This is a genomic window from Mycobacterium sp. 852014-50255_SCH5639931, from assembly GCF_001665605.1.
GTDB classification, from domain to species: domain Bacteria; phylum Actinomycetota; class Actinomycetes; order Mycobacteriales; family Mycobacteriaceae; genus Mycobacterium; species Mycobacterium paraffinicum.
In genome coordinates, this window is the sequence record NZ_LZSV01000024.1 from 206,287 (window position 1) to 222,464 (window position 16,178).

At 66.7% G+C, this 16,178-nt stretch carries 15 protein-coding genes; 6 read left to right on the plus strand and 9 right to left on the minus strand.

The window, feature by feature from the left end; translation table 11 throughout:
- Positions 1–57: 57 nt before the first annotated feature.
- Positions 58–903 (plus strand): enoyl-CoA hydratase-related protein, encoded by an 846-nt coding sequence (locus tag A5758_RS15035; protein ID WP_067201127.1) that lies wholly within the window; start codon positions 58–60, stop codon positions 901–903.
- Here A5758_RS15035 and A5758_RS15040 read toward each other — a convergent pair.
- Genes A5758_RS15040 through A5758_RS15075 form a run of 8 tightly spaced genes read right to left on the minus strand, consistent with a single transcriptional unit; the run spans position 900 to position 9,554 of the window.
- Positions 900–2,597 carry an FAD-binding protein gene (locus A5758_RS15040; protein ID WP_067741206.1) on the minus strand — a complete coding sequence of 566 codons (1,698 nt, stop codon included), beginning with the start codon at positions 2,595–2,597 and terminating at the stop codon, positions 900–902. The genes A5758_RS15035 and A5758_RS15040 overlap by 4 nt on opposite strands.
- The gene (locus tag A5758_RS15045) at positions 2,594–3,991 is read right to left on the minus strand and encodes an SRPBCC family protein (RefSeq protein ID WP_067741209.1); all 1,398 of its coding nucleotides are present in this window, start codon (positions 3,989–3,991) and stop codon (positions 2,594–2,596) included. Before A5758_RS15045 ends, A5758_RS15040 begins: the two co-directional genes overlap by 4 nt.
- Before the next feature lie 18 nt (positions 3,992–4,009).
- Positions 4,010–5,545, minus strand: a complete 1,536-nt coding sequence (locus A5758_RS15050; protein WP_067741212.1) for an acyl-CoA synthetase — start codon at positions 5,543–5,545, stop codon at positions 4,010–4,012.
- 21 nt (positions 5,546–5,566) lie between these two features.
- Positions 5,567–6,439, minus strand: a complete 873-nt coding sequence (locus A5758_RS15055) for an enoyl-CoA hydratase/isomerase family protein (RefSeq protein WP_067201111.1) — start codon at positions 6,437–6,439, stop codon at positions 5,567–5,569.
- Positions 6,440–6,459: 20 nt separating this feature from the next.
- The gene (locus tag A5758_RS15060; RefSeq protein ID WP_067741215.1) at positions 6,460–6,696 is read right to left on the minus strand and encodes a lipoyl domain-containing protein; all 237 of its coding nucleotides are present in this window, start codon (positions 6,694–6,696) and stop codon (positions 6,460–6,462) included.
- Positions 6,689–7,699 (minus strand): alpha-ketoacid dehydrogenase subunit beta, encoded by a 1,011-nt coding sequence (locus A5758_RS15065; protein ID WP_067741226.1) that lies wholly within the window; start codon positions 7,697–7,699, stop codon positions 6,689–6,691. The genes A5758_RS15060 and A5758_RS15065 overlap by 8 nt, the downstream gene beginning before the upstream one ends.
- Positions 7,700–7,701: 2 nt before the next feature.
- Entirely contained in the window at positions 7,702–8,685 is a 984-nt protein-coding gene (locus tag A5758_RS15070; protein ID WP_067741361.1) for a thiamine pyrophosphate-dependent dehydrogenase E1 component subunit alpha, read from the minus strand.
- Positions 8,686–8,690: 5 nt separating this feature from the next.
- Complete coding sequence (locus tag A5758_RS15075; protein WP_067201105.1) at positions 8,691–9,554, minus strand: mycofactocin-coupled SDR family oxidoreductase; 864 nt, start codon at positions 9,552–9,554, stop codon at positions 8,691–8,693.
- Positions 9,555–9,832: 278 nt separating this feature from the next.
- Here A5758_RS15075 and A5758_RS15080 point away from each other — a divergent pair, with 278 nt between their 5' ends.
- The 3 genes from A5758_RS15080 (at position 9,833) to A5758_RS15090 (ending at position 13,076) form a co-directional block, all read left to right on the plus strand.
- Positions 9,833–11,065: a CaiB/BaiF CoA-transferase family protein gene (locus A5758_RS15080; RefSeq protein WP_067741229.1), complete on the plus strand. Its 1,233-nt coding sequence runs from the start codon at positions 9,833–9,835 to the stop codon at positions 11,063–11,065.
- A gap of 114 nt (positions 11,066–11,179) precedes the next feature.
- Entirely contained in the window at positions 11,180–12,544 is a 1,365-nt protein-coding gene (locus tag A5758_RS15085; protein WP_067741232.1) for a wax ester/triacylglycerol synthase domain-containing protein, read from the plus strand.
- 244 nt (positions 12,545–12,788) lie between these two features.
- Complete coding sequence (locus tag A5758_RS15090) at positions 12,789–13,076, plus strand: ANTAR domain-containing protein (RefSeq protein ID WP_067201100.1); 288 nt, start codon at positions 12,789–12,791, stop codon at positions 13,074–13,076.
- 94 nt (positions 13,077–13,170) lie between these two features.
- Here A5758_RS15090 and A5758_RS15095 read toward each other — a convergent pair whose 3' ends face one another.
- On the minus strand, positions 13,171–13,917 hold the full coding sequence (locus A5758_RS15095; protein WP_067741243.1) for an IclR family transcriptional regulator: 747 nt from the start codon (positions 13,915–13,917) through the stop codon (positions 13,171–13,173).
- 67 nt (positions 13,918–13,984) lie between these two features.
- Between A5758_RS15095 and A5758_RS15100 the strand changes: the two genes are divergently transcribed.
- Positions 13,985–15,325, plus strand: coding sequence for an FAD-binding oxidoreductase (locus A5758_RS15100; protein WP_067741246.1), 1,341 nt, complete (start codon positions 13,985–13,987; stop codon positions 15,323–15,325).
- Entirely contained in the window at positions 15,325–16,155 is an 831-nt protein-coding gene (locus tag A5758_RS15105) for a DAPG hydrolase family protein (RefSeq protein WP_067741249.1), read from the plus strand. Before A5758_RS15100 ends, A5758_RS15105 begins: the two co-directional genes overlap by 1 nt.
- Positions 16,156–16,178 lie beyond the last annotated feature (23 nt).

Genomic DNA, 16,178 nt, shown 5'->3' on the forward strand with positions numbered 1-16,178 from the left:
TGCCGAAATGGCATTTGGCGGTGCCATTTCGGCTGCCGGCCGGGTAATGTCACGCAAATGGAGCGGCGCGTCCTCGAAGCGATCATCTATGAGCGCGAGCCGCCGATTGCGCGGATCATCCTGAACCGGGTCGACAAGGCCAACACCAAGGACGCGGTCCTGGTCACCGAGGTCGACGAATGCCTGCACGAGGCCGACCGTGACAAGGAGATCAAGGTCGTCATCCTCAAGGCCAACGGGAAAGGGTTCTGCGGCGGACATGTGGCCCGCTGGGGCCCCGACGAAAACCCGTATCCCGACTTCGGCGAGACGTTCGAGGATCTGTACAAGGGCACGGCCGACCTGTTCCTGTGGCCGACGCTGTACCTGTGGGAGTTTCCGAAGCCGACCATCTCCGCGATTCACGGCTACTGCATGGGCGGCGGAATCTATCTCGGTCTGCTGACCGACTTCTGCGTCGCGTCGGAGGACGCGTATTTCCAAATGCCGCTTGCCCAAAGCCTCGGCGAGCCCGGCGGGCACACCATGATCGAACCGTGGTTGCTGATGAACTGGCATCGCACCATGGATTGGCTGCTGCTGGCCCCGACGCTCTCCGCGCAGGAAGCCCTCGACTGGGGCCTGCTCAACAAGGTGGTGCCGCGCGAAGACCTCGACGATGTCGTCGAGGAGATGGCGCGCAAGATCGCCCAAATCCCGTTGACCACGCTGATGGCGGTGAAGAACAACGTGAAGCGCGCGTGGGAACTGATGGGCATGCGGGTGCACCTGCAAGTCAGCCACATCCTGACGAACATGGTCGGCGCCGCCTCCGACGTCCAGGCGCGGCGGGCCGAGCTGAAGCAATCGGGCATGAAGCCACGCGATTTCGTCGGCCGCGACGAGAAGGATGCCGGGACCTAGCGGCCTGGATCGCCGGCGACACCCCGGCCGCCGGCGTGCCGGGCGGCGACATAGCCGAACACCATTGTGTAGGCGATGCTTCCGCCCGCGCCCAGATAATTGCGGCCCATGACAGTCGCGGTGATGTTGCCCGTTGCGTACAGTCCGTCGATCACGCGGTCGTCCTCGTCGAGCACCTGGGCGTGCTCGTTCGTGATCACCCCGCCGCAGGTTCCGACGTCGGCCGGAACGACTTTGGTGGCGTAGAACGGTGACCGCTCGAGCGGGCCGAGAGCGGCGTTCGGGCGATGGCCGGGATCACCAAGGCAGTCGTTGTACGCCGACTGACCGCGCCCGAAGTCCGGGTCGAGGCCCTTGGCCGCAAAACCGTTGAAGCGCTTGATCGTCTGCTCCAGCGCGTCGGCCGGGACGCCCATCTGGCGCGCCAGATCGCCGATGGTCCTACCCCGCATCACCGCCCCCCGGGTGATGAGTTCTTCGGGGAGGCGACGCTTCTTGAGCGGGTTGGCCCCCGAAACGTACCGGCTGATGTAGCCCTCGTCGAAGACCATCCAGCACGGCACCGCCTTGTTTGCGTACATCGCCTTGCCGACCTCGACGTACGAGTTGGACTCGTTGCAGAACCGCCGGCCGGTTCCGTCGACGTAGACGGCGCCGGGGCGCTGCCGCCCGCTGCCCAGCGCCTTCGCGGCGTCACCTCCGTCGGCGATGAAAACCGACGGCAGCCACCAGGCCTCGTCCATCAGGTCGGTCTTGGCGCCCAGCCGGATCGCGGTCTGCAACACCTCACCGGTGTCGCCGGCGTTCGCGATCGACCAGAGTCCCTCGTTCGGCTGCTCCCCGCTGTAGCGGCGGCGCATGTCCGCGTTACGGCTGAAGCCGCCCGCGGCCAGCAGGACGCCCTTGCGCGCCGCGATGTTCAGCGCCTCGCCGTTACGCGAGACGCGCGCGCCGACGACCCTGCCGTCCTCGACGATCAGGTCCTCCATCGCCGCGCCGGCCCAGATCGGGGGCTCGGCGCGCAGATCGATCAGCGCCTTGAGCATCTGACCGATGAGCGAGGCGCCGTTGGTGAGGATCTCCCGACGGCGGAGCCGGGCGGCCCTGGTGCGCGCAAACACTCGCATCGCCACCGCGAAAGCTCGCGGCGACCGATTGAAGTACTGCACCGAACGCAGCTCGTTGGTCTTGAGCACGAACCCGCCGTAGGCCTTGGCCATCGAGGGCTGGACCTTGTCACGCCAGCTGCCCAGTGCGGCGGCGTCATACGGGACGCACTCGATCGCACGGCCGGCTTCGTTGCCCCCCTTGTGGTTCGGGTAATAGTCGCTCCAGCCGGGGCACCGCACAAACCGAACACCCTTGCGGGTGAGGAAGTTGATCATTTCGTATCCTGCGCTGAGGAACATCTCGCGGCGCGCCGGTGACGAGGCCGGACCGATGTCGCCCACGACGTCGTCGAAATATGCCAGGCCGTCCTCGTGCGAGTCCGGGATGCCTTCGGCGCGCATGAGCGGGTTGTTCGGCAGCCACACCATGCCACCCGAAAGGCCGGTGGAACCTCCGACCAGGGCTTGCTTTTCGATCACCAGCGGCTCGATGCCGGAGTCGAGCGCCGCCAGCGCCGCGACCATGCCGCCCCCGCCGCTGCCCGCGATGAGCAGATCCACGAAGCGGTCCCACCGGGTGGTCATCGTGCCTCCGCGCTGAAGGCCAGGTCGGCGATCGGTACGTCGATGGTGGTGTTGGTCTTCTGAATCGCGGGCACCAACGCCTCGTGCGGCAGGCCGGCGAGGAAGCCGTCGACGACGCGTTCGAAGTTGGAGATCAGGCCCTCGATCTGGTTCGACAGGCGCATGTATTCGAAGCCCTTGGAGTGCAACCCTTCCTGCTGTCTCGGCAGGTTGGAGAAGTCCTGCGCGGGGATCGGTGGCCAGCGCGGGTCGTCGGGCGCCATCGGCTCCGGGGGCTGGGGCCTGCCCGCGGAAACATCGTCGGGAAACCTGGTGAGGGACCAGATCTCGAACAGGGTGTCCTCGGGGCCGAGCGGGCGGATGCGGTACGACGACGCGCTGCTGTAGGTGGGCAGGATGAAGTAGTGCGGGAAGCAGAACCCGATCGCGTCGGTGATCCCGCGGCGGACCAGCTCGTTGAGGTCGGGCATGGTGCTGCCCCGGGCCCGATGCCAGCTGACGACGGCGTCGTTGAGGGCGCTGCGCCAAGCATTCATCGCCGCCGCGGGATCGGCGGGCAGCTCGATGTTCTGCAGTCCCTCGGCGATTCGGATGTCGTTGTCGTGCGTCATGCCGCCCATGCCGGTGCCGAGGGTACGCATGAAGTACAGGCTGCTCGCGACGACGGGATGCACCGCCGATTTGGCGAGGCCCCCGTTCTGCGCCGACGGCAGCAGCTGGGGATGGGTCTGGGGGACGTGGTAGCCCTCCATGAACGCCGCCGCCGCCAGCTTCCAATTCACCGGCAACCGGCACGACTGCCACCACTCAACCCGCAGCGATTCCACCCGCCAGGCGTCGTAGGTCGACGCGAAGGGCTCCAGGCAGTCGCGCAGCGCGGGGGCCCCGTCGTCGAGGTTGATCCACGCGCATCCGCCCCAGGTCTCACACCGCACCGAAACCAGCTGCAGATCTTGCGGATTCATGTTTTCGGCGGCGAACGCCTCCGGTCGCAACACGAACGTGCTGCGCCCGTCGATGCCCCAGCACCAGCCGTGGAAGGGGCAAACGAAAGTCCGCCGGGAGCCGCTGCCTTCCACCAGCTTCACCCCGCGATGGCGGCACGCGTTGTGGTAGGCCCGCACCGTGTCCGCGTCGACACGCACCACGATGATCGACTGATCGAGGATCTCGTATTCGACGAAGTCGCCGGGCTTGGGAATCTCCTCGAGCCGGCACGCCATCTGCCAGACGCGCGGCCAGAAGGCCTCCGCTTCCAGCGCGTAGAACTCTTGGTCGTAGTAGCGCTGTTTGGGAATGCGGTCGGCGGTCTGGACCGCCCACGGCACCGGTAGCGGTGTCCAGTTCCTGTCCGTGCCCACCGAGCTTGTCACTGAGTCTGTCTTGGAAGCCATCTCGCCATCCCTCTTCGATTACACGATTCGCGTTGCCCGCCCCTGCCAGTAACGCTCGCGAATGCGTCTCTTGTACAGCTTTCCGTTCGGGTCCCGGGGCAATTCCGGAGCGAATTCGACGGTGCGCGGGCACTTGTAGCCCGCCAGGTGCGCCCGGCAGTACTCGATGAGCTCGGCCTCGAGGTCGGGCCCCGGCCGGACACCGTCGATCGGCTGTACGACGGCCTTGACCTCCTCGCCGAACTCGTCGTTGGGGACGCCGAAGACGGCCGCGTCAAAAAGCTTGGGATGCATGATCAGGAGGTTCTCGACTTCCTGGGGGTAGATGTTCACCCCGCCGGAAACGATCATGAACGTGGACCGGTCGGTGAGGTAGAGATAGCCGTCGTCGTCGACGTACCCCATGTCGCCCAGGGTGCGCCAGCCGCGGTCGTTGTACACCGAGGCGGTCTTGGCGGGGTCCTTGAAGTATTGGAAGTCGGGCCCGCCTTCGAAGAAGAGCTCACCGGCGTGGCCGGCGGGCAACTCGACGCCGTCGTCTCCGATGACATGCACCGGCGACATGGGTTTGCCCACCGAACCGGGATGGGCCAGCCATTCCTCCGGACCGATGGTCGTTCCCGCGAATCCCTCGGTGCCGCCGTAGTATTCGTGGATGATCGGCCCGAACCACTTCATCATGTGGTGCTTGACGTCGACGGGGCAGGGCGCGGCCGCGTGGATCACACATCGCAGGCTCGACACGTCATACTTTTCCCGAATCGACCTGGGCAGCTTGAGCATTCGTACGAACATGGTGGGTACGAACTGGGCGTGCGTCACGCGGTGCGCCTCGATTAACCGCAGGACGGTCTCGGCGTCGAACTTGCGCATGAGGATCGCCGCGGCGCCGACGCGATTGACCGCCATGGTGTAGTTCACTCCAGCGGCGTGGTACAGCGGCGCGGGGGAGAGGTAGACGCTTGACGGGCTCATCCCGTACTTGTGGGTCAGCGCCAATTCCAGCACCGCCTGAGCCCAGGAGCCGTTCCCGTCGGTCGGAAGCGGCCGGCGGACCGCCTTGGGCCTGCCGGTGGTGCCTGACGAATACAACATCTCCGACCCGTCCGATGCGGGCGGTGCGGCACCGGCCGTCGCCAGCGCCTCCTCGTACGCGCGCCAGCGTGGCAAGGCTCCCCCCACCGCGAGGTGAACGGTGACGGCCGGGTTGGCCGCGCGGACATGGGCGGCAAGCTCGGGCATGGTGGCGTCGATGAAGACCGCCCGCGCATCGGAGTCGTCGATGACGTAGGCGGCCTCGTCAGCGGTGAAGTGGGTGTTGACCGCGGTGTAATAGAGGCCGGAAAGCTGGCAGGCCCAGGTGATTTCGAGGAACTCGGCCCGGTTGGGCAAGATCAGGGCCACGCCGTCGCCTGGGCGCAGCCCTGCGCCGTGCAGCACCGCGGCGACGCGCTGGCTGCGGACGTACAGCTCGTGGTGCGAGATCGTGTCACCGCCCGCGACGATCAGGGCCGGCGCCTGCCCGGCCCTCGTGGCGTGATCGGCAAGATTCACTGGCGCGAGCCCCGCGGAACCCTAAGTGGCCGTTGTGCCGTCGGTCGACGCAGCCGCCGCGGCCTGTCGCCGCGCGTGCTCGGACGGCAGCACCTTGTCCCTGAACACCGTCTGGATCAGCTCTTGGACGTCCCTGCTGACCGAGGCCAGGGCGACGAGGTCGTTCGAGCTCTGCCAGTGCACCCGCATGCCCATCAGCTCCCAGGCCCGCTTCAAGTTGGCCTTGGTGGCCAGCAGCGTGGTCATCGGCGCCTGCGCGATGTGGCGGGCGATCGCCTCCACCCGGTCGTCGAGCTGGTCACGCGGTACCACCTCGTTGACCAGACCGAACTCCAGGGCCTTCTTGGCGTCGATCACCTCGGCGAGGTACAGGTAATAGGCCGCACGTCGCCAGTTCATGAAAACCCAGGGCTCGATTGAACATTCACCCGATGGCATGCCGAAACCCTGCAGCGGCGGGTAGGAGAAGTAGGCGTCTTCGGAGGCGATGACGATGTCAGTGGTCAGCCCGTAGTGCGTGCCCCCGCCGACGCAGTAGCCGTGCACCTGTGCGATCGTCGGTTTGGAGAATTCCCACAGGTTCAGCACCGGCTTTACGAACAGGTCGGTCTGCGGCTTCCACGGCGTGCCCATGACTTTGGCACCTTCGACGAAAGCCGGATAGTCGACGGCGTTGTTACCGATGGCGTGTCCGGAGCAGAAGCCCTTGCCGTTGGCCTTGAGGACGAGCACCTTGATGTCGTAGTCGCGGTCGGCGTCCAGCAGCGCGGCGTCGACCTCTTCGGCCAGCTTCTGATCCTGGGCGTTCGCCTTCTCGGGCCAGTTCAGCGTGACCCGGGCGATGGGTCCCTCTTTCTGGTAGATGATTCTCTCGCGAGTCTCGTTGAGATCCATACGTGCTCACCTTTCCTGGTTCAAGAAGTGATGACGCCGATTGCGGCGCCGATGTCGTAGGTAGTGCCGACCTGGCCCGTCCATTGCACGGTGCCCGATGCCCCCGCTTCGATCTCCTGTTCCACCTTCTCGGTGGCGATCACGTAGATGGGTGTGCCCGCGTCCACATGCTGGCCGGCGTCGACGAGAAGGCCGGTGAGCTCGGCCTCCGACACGGCCACCGAGACCCGCGGAATGCGGATGATGAAGTCAGCCATGCACTCTCGCCCCCGACAGGGTCCTTCCCAAAGTCTTCAGCGCCGCGGCGACGATTCGTGCCGGGGAGGGGTACACCTGCGCCTCGAGCGCCGCCGCGGCCGGGTTGGGGACGAATCGGGCGGCCACCCGTTCGACGGGCGCGGCCAGCTCGGAGAACAGTTCCGCGTGCAGGATCGCGGCGAGCTCCGCTCCGGGGCCGGCGAATTGGACGGCGTCATGGATGATGACGGCACGGCGGGTGCGGCGGGCGGAGTCGACGATGGTCTCGACATCGAGCGGTACCAGCGTGCGCAGATCGACGACCTCGGCGCTCACGCCCTGCTCGTCCAGCGTGGCCGCGGCGGTGAGGGCGTCGTGCACGCAGCGTCCGTAGCCGATCAGGCTCACGTCGGTGCCCGGCCGCTTGATGTCGGCTCGGCCCAGCGGGATCGAGAACGCGGGATCGACGGGGACGGGACCCTTCTTGCCTTGCAGCCGAATGGTTTCGACGAAGAGGCAGGGATCCTCGTCGAAGATCGCCGAGGTCAGGAGGCCCTTCCCGTCCCGGGGTGTGGACGGCACGATCACCTTCATGCCCGGGATGTGCATGAACCAGGCCTCGAGGCTTTGCGAATGCGTGGCACCTGTGGCCAGCCCGGCGTAGACCTGGGTGCGAATGGTGATCGGCGCCGTTGTGCGTCCGGCGGTCATGAACCTCAGCTTCGCGGCGTTGTTGATCAGCTGGTCGGCCGCGATGCCGATGAAATCCATGATCATGATCTCGGCCACCGGCAGCAGGCCGTCGATGGCGGCGCCGATGGCCGCGCCGACGATCGCCGCCTCGGAGATCGGTGTGTCCAGGACGCGGTCGTGACCGTACTTCGTCGACAGGCCCGCGGTCGGTCCGGACGCGCCGGGATCGGCGATGTCCTCACCGAGCAGGAACACCCGGTCGTCGGCGGCGAGCGCTTGATCCAGCGCGAGGTTGAGCGCCTCGCGCATCGTCATCTCCCGCTCTTGCATGTTCATACCGGGAACCTGATCGGGGTCGCGTACACATCCAGGTCCAGCTCTTCGATAGACGGGGAATCGGCGCCCATCACGGCTTGCAGTGCCGTTTCCACCGCCGCCAGCGCCTCGTCGTCGATGCGGTCGAGTTCGTCCGGAGTGCAGATGCCGGTGTCGGCGAGGTGGCTGCGGAACCGGGGAACCGGGTCGGCTTCCATCGCGGCGGCAAGTTGATCCTTGGGAATGTAGGGCATCCGGTCGCCGAAGTAATGGCCGCGGAAGCGGAACGTCACGCATTCGATGAAGGTGGGGCCGTCACCGGAGCGGGCCCGCCGCAGCGCGTCCTCGAGTGCGGATTTCACTGCCAGCGGGTCGTTTCCGTCGACGCGCACCCCGGGCATGCCATAGCCGGCCGCCCGGTCGGCGACGCGTTCGAGCTTCATGGTGTCGGCCGTGGGCGTCATCTCGGCGTACTGGTTGTTCTGGCAGACGAAGACCATCGGCAGGTCCCACAGCGCGGCCATGTTCGCCGCCTCGTGGAAGGACCCGGTGTTGGTCGCGCCGTCACCGAAACTGACCACCGTGACGCGATCGGAGCCCTTGCGTTTGGCCGCCATCGCCAGTCCCACCGCCACCGGCGGTCCGGCCCCGACGATCCCGGTCGAAAGCATCACGCCCTTACCGGGATTGGCGATGTGCATGGTGCCGCCCTTGCCGCGGCTGGCGCCGACGGTGCGTCCCATCATCTCGCCGTAAATCTCCTCGAGCGGGACACCCTTGCCGATGAGGTCGTGCAGGCCGCGGTACGTGGTCACCAGCTGATCGTTGGGGCGCAGCGCCACGCCCATCGCGGCGGCGATGGCCTCCTGGCCGCGCGAGGGCCAGTAGACGCACATGAACTCGCCGGTGCCGATGCCTTTGGACAGCCGGTCGTCGGCCGCTTTCATCAGCACCATCAGCTCGTACAGCCGGCGCTGGGCACCCGTTGCGGAGTCGGTCATCGATCTCACGCACCCGACCACGGCTTGACCTTGAGGAAGCCGCCGCCGTCGACACGGAGCTGCTGCCCGGTGATGTAGCGCGCCGCGTCGGAGGCCAGGAACAACACCGCCTCGCTGATGTCCTCGGGTTCGACATAGGGGATCGGCATTGCCTGCACGAGCGGGAAAACCGGTTCGGCATCCTCGCGGGTCGGATCCTTCAGGTCCGGCCGGAAGGCCCGATACATCGGCGGGCTGTGCAGCATGTCGGTGTTGACGTTGGTGGGGTGCACCGCGTTCATCCGGATCGAGAACCGGGCAAGCGCCAGGGCGAAGTCGTTGACGTAATGCGCGGCAGCCAGTTTCGCGAAGGCATACCCGGCGCCGCCGGGCCCCCCGTCGATGCCGGTGGTGTTCATCGATGACATGAACGCCGCGTTGGAACCGATGACGATGATCGACGCGCCGGCCTGCAGATGCTTGAGGCTCGCGTGCACCAGGTTCAGCACGCCGACCAGGTCCACGTCCACGGCGTCGGCGAAGGCCTGCGGCGGCAGGCCCGCGGTCAGCGGGCAGATGCCCGCGTTGGCGACGACGACGTCGAGATGCCCCAACTCGGCGACGCCCTCATCGATCGCGGCGGACAGGGCTACCCGATCGCGAACGTCCGCGACCGCGGTGAACGCGCGCTGCCCCTCCTTCTCGACCAACCGGGCCGTCTCGTCGAGGTCTTCCCGCCGGGCCAGGGGATACTCATTGGTCTCGATGTCGGCGCACAGGTCCACCGCGATGATGTCCGCGCCTTCGGCGGCCAGCATCCGCGCGTGCGAACGGCCTTGGCCGCGCGCGGCGCCACTGATCACGGCCACCTTGCCGGTTACCCTGCCCATCGCCCGTCCTTCGTCCGTGTATCCACATCGCGACCCACGTTGGGGCCCAACACTATTCGTCTGTGCCACCACCGGTGTGGCCGCAATGACTCCGCCGGCCGCCCTTTTTCGCCGGGATATGCGGGGTCACGGGTGTTGGAATCGGGCCAACGGTCGGATTCATCGCATCTCTTCCACGAAAAACTGCTCTGACCTGCAGCTGGGCTACCACTACGCCCTAGACTAGCTAGAATATCTAAAATAGCAAGGAATGAACCGGTCGACCGAGGGAGTTGGGGATGTCTGGCGTGCGCGGTGGTGTCCTGCAAGGGGTGCGGGTGGTCGAATTGGCGTCGTGGACCTACGTGCCGTCGGCCGGTGCGGCCCTGTCGGACTGGGGCGCCGACGTGATCAAAGTCGAGGGTGTGGTCTCGGGGGACCCCGGGCGCGCGCTGGTCGTCGGCGGCTTCACCCGGCAGGCGGCGCGCCCGGACGCCGACTTCATCCTCGAGCTGGGCAACCGAGGCAAGCGCAGCATCGCCATCGACATCAAGTCCGCAACCGGTCGCGAGCTATTCGGCCGCCTCTTGGCGAGTGCGGATGTGTTCCTTACCAATTGGCTGCCCGGGGCGCTCGAGCGGGCCCGGCTCACCGTGGACGACATCCGTTCGTTCAACCCGAAAATCATCATCGCGCGCGGCACCGGGCTGGGGGTGCGGGGGCCGGACCGCGACCGCGGCGGGTTCGACGCGGCCACCTATCTCGCCCGGGGCGGTGTCGCTTACACGCTCACGCCGTTCGGCACGGACACGCCCGCGGTGCAGGGTCCGGGGTTCGGCGACCTCCAAGGTGGGGCGACGCTCGCCGGGGGCGTATGCGCCGCGCTCTTCCACCGCGAACGCACCGGTGAACCGACGATCGTCGACTCCTCGCTGCTGGCCCAGGCGATGTGGGCGATAGCGCCGTCCATCTCGGCGGCCGACTTCTTCGACATCGACGGGATACCGGGCGCACCGCCGGGGTTGGCCATCAACCCGCTCGTGAACAGGTACAAGACCCGCGACGGCAGGTGGATTCAGTTGGTGTTCCTGCAGCCGGACAAGTTCTGGGCAGGGTTCTGTGAGCGCGTGGGCCTGGCTGACCTGGTCACCGATGAGCGATTCGTGCCGTCGAGCAACTTGATCGCCAACGCCGCGGAGGCCACCGAGATCCTGGCCAACGTGTTCGCCCGCCATGATCTCGCCCACTGGCAGAAGGTGCTCGAAGACGAGCCGGGCGTGTGGGGTGCCCTGGCGACGCCGCGGGAGACGCTCAACGATCCGCAGGTCGAACCGAACGGGTACGTGGTGACCAACGTCGACGACCACGGCGAGAAGTACCGGATCGTCGCCGCGCCCGTTCAGTTCGACGAGACCCCGCCGGCGCCCGCGCGTGCGCCGGAACACGGTCAGCACACGGAAGAGATCCTGCTGGAACTCGACGTCGATTGGGACGACATCGCCAGGGCCAAGGATCTCAAGGCGATTCTGTAGGGCGCCGGGGCAGTCGACGAAAGGCGCTATCTGTGGTGACCAAAGTCATCGGCTGCCGATAACCCGGTGACCTAGGGCGCTCGCCGTCGTACGTTCGGTGCAAGGAGCACCGACATGACTGCATTCATGCGCGCCACAGACGCGTTCACCTGGGCGATGGAGACTGACCCACGGCTGCGATCGACCGTGGTCAGCGTCGTACTTCTGGACCGGTCCCCAGACTGGGACGAAGTGCGGAAGCGATTCGACTTGATCAGCCGCACGTTGCCCATGTTCCGGCAGCGCGTGGTGCAGTCACCTCCGCCGGCCCCGCCGCGATGGGAGCGTTACCGGGACTTCGACCTCGATTACCATCTGCGGCGAGCGACAGTTTCGGCCCCCGGAACGCTTGACGACGTGCTCGAGATGGCCCGATTGGCCGAGATGCAGGATTTCGATCGGGCCCGCGCGTTGTGGGAAACGACGTTCGTCGAGGGTCTGGAAAACGGCGGCGCGGCCGTGATCTGCAAGTTTCACCACGCGCTCACCGATGGGGTCGGCGGGGTCCAGATCGCGATGCACCTGTTCGACCTCTCGGAAGATCTGTATTCCGGGGAACCCATGCCGCCCGAGCCGGAGGTCGCGGCCCCAGCGCTGCTGGGGGGTTACCGCGACGCCGCGCGCTACGACACCGGCTTGCTCAGCAGCGCCCTGACGGGTGCGGCCTCCCTGGTGCCACGTTTGATGTACGACGGCGTCCGGCGGCCCGTCGCCACGATCCGGTCCGCGGCGACCACCGCGGCATCGGTCTACCGAACCGTCCGGCCGATCAGCCGAACCGGGTCACCGCTGGCGACGGACCGTGGCCTGATCCGGCGTCTCGGGGTGCATCAGGTGCCGACGCGGCCGCTTCGGGAAGCGGCGCACCGTTGCGGTGGGGCATTGAATGACGCTTTCGTCGCTGGGGTGGCGGGTGGACTACGCCTCTACCACGAGAAGCACGGCGTCGCGGTGAATGACTTGCACATCACGATGCCGATCAGCCTGCGGACCGAAGCCGATGGCATTGGCGGGAACCGGATCACGTTGATGCGCTTCGACGTGCCCGTCGGCGAGGCGGATCCGGCAAAGCGCATCGCGGCGATACGCCAGCGCACCGCGGCGGTACGGAACGAAAGATCGCTGCCCTACACGCAATTGATCGCCGGAGTGCTCAATCTGGTGCCCCGGTGGTACATCGGCTCGGTTCTGCGCCACGTCGATTTCGTGGCCAGCGATGTGCCGGGCGTTCCCGTGCCGGTCTACCTCGGCGGTGCAGCGGTGCGGTCCCAGTACGCGTTCGGACCCACCATCGGTGCGGCGGTCAACGTCACACTTCTCACCTATGTCGACACGTGTGGTCTCGGGTTGAACGTCGATACCACCGCGATACCCGACTACGACGTGTTCCATGACGCTATCGTCGCCGGCTTTGACGAATTATTGTCTTTGGCAAACTGACCCGAAGATCACGGATTCCGGCACCGACCAGGCACTTCACCGGATTGGTTGATTAGCAACAGATCCCGGAACGGTCACAGGCGGGTATCGATCGCGGCGATGGTCTGGCACAACGCGAAAGATCGACAAATCATGGCACAGGGCGCCTTTGAGGTTTGCGGCCGCGATGATGCGTAGCGCAGGAATTCCTCGTCCGCTGTGCGAGTGGTGGATTCGTGACGGCGCCGCAGGAGGTATCCACAACATGACGACGAACTGGGTTCCCGCCCAGACCTCGTGTGGCCCACACTCTGGTCGCATCCTCGACACCGCGCGGGGCATTCTCATCGGCCTTCGCCGGTGCCCGTCGGAAGCGGCCCTGGACGAATTGCACAGCGCGGCATTGCGGCACAAGGTGCCGGTATTCGCGATGGCGTGGGCGCTGGTACACCTGGCCGGCGACGGCGAAAAGACACCGAGCTTCACCGACGCGCAATCCGCGGCTCGGCACGAGTGGGGAAAGCTGTTCTCCTCCGCCGCAGTGCCCTGCTAAGCGGGCATCTAGACGTTGGAACGGCCGAGCTTTCGAGGGGTAACCCGGCCGTCCCCAACTCCAATCACGCCGGCATCAACGTGCTCCGCTGACGCTAGCGCGGCCAGGCCGCCGATTCGCCGGCCGCGCGCAATGCCGCCACGATGCGCTGTTCCTTCTCCCGGAAGCGCTCCGTCGGTGCCGGCACCGAGATAGCGACCAGATTGTCGCCCACCCCGCGTCGCGCGATCGCGGCCGCCGAGATACCCGGCGTGTGTTCGTCTCGGTCGAAAGCGATTCCGGTGCGCCGGATCTCGGCCACCTCGGCGCGGAGGCGGTCGGCGGACCCAGGATCCAAGCGGGAGATCACCGCCTCGGCGTCGGCGTCGTCGAGGGCCGCGAGGGCCGCTTTGCCGTTGGCGGTCGACTCCAGCGGGAACCGGACGCCGACGGCCGACACGGCGCGCAGGCGATGCGACGATTCGATCTGGTCGACGAACCACATTCGCCGGCCCCGCAAAACCGAGAGGTCGACCGTCTCGCTGTCGGTCGCGCGCGCTACCCGTTCGATCGTCGGCCGGAATACCGCCGCGATGTGCGCGTCGTCGGAACTGCCTAACCCCAGCAATCGGTCGCCGAGGGAGAAACGGCCCTGTGGATCGACACTGGCCAGTCCGACCTCGACCAGGCTCACAAGCAGCCGGCGAGCTGTCGACTTGGCCAGCCCGAGACGCTCACCGAGGTCGACCAGACGCAACCGCCCCGGCTCCGCGGCGATCTCGTCCAGCGCGGCGGCGGCGCGACGCAATACTTGGATGCCCTCGTCGCGGCCGGCTGCAAAATTTTCCCCCGAGGACGGCATTCGTCCACTATAGTGTTCCGCATCGCGGATCACAAAGATCCGAAACGCGGATCACGGGAGATTCCAGATGAGCGGGCTACCGGCCGGGCGGCACCATTTCCGCGGCGATGACGGCTACGAGGCGGCCCGTCGTGGCACCGTCTGGCACCAGCGGGTGCCGGAACGCTACCCCGAAGTGATCGTGCAGGCCGTCGACACCGACGACATCATCGCCGGTATCCGCCATGCGAAGGCCCACGGGCTCAAGGTCAGCATTGTCTCGGGTGGACACAGCTTCGCGGCCAGCCACCTGCGCGACGGCTCCGTTCTGCTCGACGTCAGCCGCCTCGACCACGTTTCCATCGACGCCGAAAAGGGCCTCGCCCGAGTGGGTCCGGGCAAGGGCGGCAGCCTGCTGATGGCCGACCTCGAGGCGCAGGGCCTGTTCTTTCCCGGCGGTCACTGCAAAGGGGTGTGCCTCGGTGGCTACCTCCTGCAGGGTGGATACGGCTGGAACAGCCGCATTTTCGGCCCGGCCTGCGAATCCGTCGTGGGCCTCGATGTCGTCACCGCCGAGGGCGAACGGATTCACTGCGACGCCAGCAACAACGCCGACCTCTACTGGGCCGCCCGTGGTGCCGGACCCGGTTTTTTCGGCGTGGTCACGTCCTTCTATCTGAAGCTTTATCCGCGCCCCGGCGCCTGCGGCACCAGCGTCTATGTCTATCCGTTCGAGCTGGCCGACGAGGTCTTCACGTGGACCCGCGCGGTCAGCGCCGAAGTGGATCCCCGGGTCGAGCTGCAGGCCGTGGCATCCCGCGGCGAACCAAACATGGGCATCGACACCCCGGTCATCTCGCTGGCGTCGCCGGCCTTCGCGGATTCCGATGCGGAGGCGGAAAAGGCGCTCGCCCTGTTCGGCACCTGCCCGGTCGCCGATCAGGCCCTGGTCAAAATCCCTTACATGCCAACCGATCTGGCAACCTGGTACGACGTCGCGATGAGCCACTACCTGTCCGATCATCACTACGCGGTTGACAACATGTGGACGTCGGCTCCCGCGGAAGACCTGCTGCCGGGCATCCGGACGATCCTGGACACCATGCCCCCACACCCGGCGCATTTTCTGTGGCTGAACTGGGGTCCGTGCCCTCCCCGCCAGGACATGGCCTACAGCATCGAAGGCGACATCTACCTGGCCCTCTACGGTTCGTGGAAGGACCCGGCCGACGAGGCGAAGTACGCCGACTGGGCGCGGTCCAACATGGCCGCGATGTCCGAATTCGCCATCGGGATTCAGCTCGCCGACGAGAACCTCGGTCAGCGTCCGGCGCGCTTCGCCAGCGACTCCGCCATGGCCAAGCTCGACCGCGTGCGCGCCGAGTACGACCCCGATGGTGTCTTCAACAGCTGGATGGGACGACTCTGATGGCGGGCGACCTGTATCTGGGGTATCGCGGTGACGACGCGAACACCCCGTTCGGCAAGTTCTTCACGCCCGAAATGGCCTCGCTGCCACGCCATGTCGTCGAGGCACTCGAACACGGGCCGCAGGGCGCCATGGCGCTGTTGGCCTTCGATGACGCCGCGCGCGTCGCCGACGACGGGTACCAGCGGACCGAGAACGGCTACGGGGTCCTCGACGACGGCGGTTATCAGGTGTCGGTACGCACCGACATGCCGGGGGTCACGCCGGAGATGTGGTCGTGGTGGTTCGGCTGGCACGGCTGCGACACCCGCCGTTACAAGCTGTGGCATCCGCGGGCCCATCTGCACGCCGCCTGGAAAGGTCAAGAGCAGGATGGCCGGGACGACGTGGCTGTTGGCCTACGGGGCGCCGAACGCTACGTCGGCCGCTGGTCGTTGATCAGCGAGTACATCGGCTCGACGATGCTCAATGGCGCAATCCAATTCGTCGATCCGGCGGCGATGGGCTGCCCACCCGACAGCGACGGTGCGGTGGCGATCTGCGCCCGGCTGGGATCCAGCGAGGCCCCGGTGGACGTCGGATGGTTCATCCACCACGTCCGGTCGACGCCGAACGGGTCCGAGATGCGGTCACGATTCTGGATGGGCGGACGGCACATCGAAGTGCGCAACGTACCCGGCGTCGCATCGCGCGCGGTGCGCCCGATCGCCTCGCGGGTGCTCGGCAACGCGGAAACCGGCGCTCGCAATCTGATGGTGCACTGCGCACAGGAGATGAATCACCTCGCGGCCTTCCTCCCGGAACTCTATGCCGCCTTCGGCGACGAATAGGCCAGGATAGGGCTCACGCCAAC

What these genes read in the sequence shown, in the direction of transcription:
- A5758_RS15055 (WP_067201111.1), bottom strand. Translation starts at nt 6,439, where the DNA reads ATGGATCTCAACGAGACTCGCGAGAGAATCATCTACCAGAAAGAGGGA.
- A5758_RS15080 (WP_067741229.1), top strand. Translation starts at nt 9,833, where the DNA reads ATGTCTGGCGTGCGCGGTGGTGTCCTGCAAGGGGTGCGGGTGGTCGAA.
- A5758_RS15075 (WP_067201105.1), bottom strand. Translation starts at nt 9,554, where the DNA reads ATGGGCAGGGTAACCGGCAAGGTGGCCGTGATCAGTGGCGCCGCGCGC.
- A5758_RS15100 (WP_067741246.1), top strand. Translation starts at nt 13,985, where the DNA reads ATGAGCGGGCTACCGGCCGGGCGGCACCATTTCCGCGGCGATGACGGC.
- A5758_RS15060 (WP_067741215.1), bottom strand. Translation starts at nt 6,696, where the DNA reads ATGGCTGACTTCATCATCCGCATTCCGCGGGTCTCGGTGGCCGTGTCG.
- A5758_RS15095 (WP_067741243.1), bottom strand. Translation starts at nt 13,917, where the DNA reads ATGCCGTCCTCGGGGGAAAATTTTGCAGCCGGCCGCGACGAGGGCATC.
- A5758_RS15065 (WP_067741226.1), bottom strand. Translation starts at nt 7,699, where the DNA reads ATGCAAGAGCGGGAGATGACGATGCGCGAGGCGCTCAACCTCGCGCTG.
- A5758_RS15040 (WP_067741206.1), bottom strand. Translation starts at nt 2,597, where the DNA reads ATGACCACCCGGTGGGACCGCTTCGTGGATCTGCTCATCGCGGGCAGC.
- A5758_RS15045 (WP_067741209.1), bottom strand. Translation starts at nt 3,991, where the DNA reads ATGGCTTCCAAGACAGACTCAGTGACAAGCTCGGTGGGCACGGACAGG.
- A5758_RS15085 (WP_067741232.1), top strand. Translation starts at nt 11,180, where the DNA reads ATGACTGCATTCATGCGCGCCACAGACGCGTTCACCTGGGCGATGGAG.
- A5758_RS15035 (WP_067201127.1), top strand. Translation starts at nt 58, where the DNA reads ATGGAGCGGCGCGTCCTCGAAGCGATCATCTATGAGCGCGAGCCGCCG.
- A5758_RS15070 (WP_067741361.1), bottom strand. Translation starts at nt 8,685, where the DNA reads ATGACCGACTCCGCAACGGGTGCCCAGCGCCGGCTGTACGAGCTGATG.
- A5758_RS15090 (WP_067201100.1), top strand. Translation starts at nt 12,789, where the DNA reads ATGACGACGAACTGGGTTCCCGCCCAGACCTCGTGTGGCCCACACTCT.
- A5758_RS15105 (WP_067741249.1), top strand. Translation starts at nt 15,325, where the DNA reads ATGGCGGGCGACCTGTATCTGGGGTATCGCGGTGACGACGCGAACACC.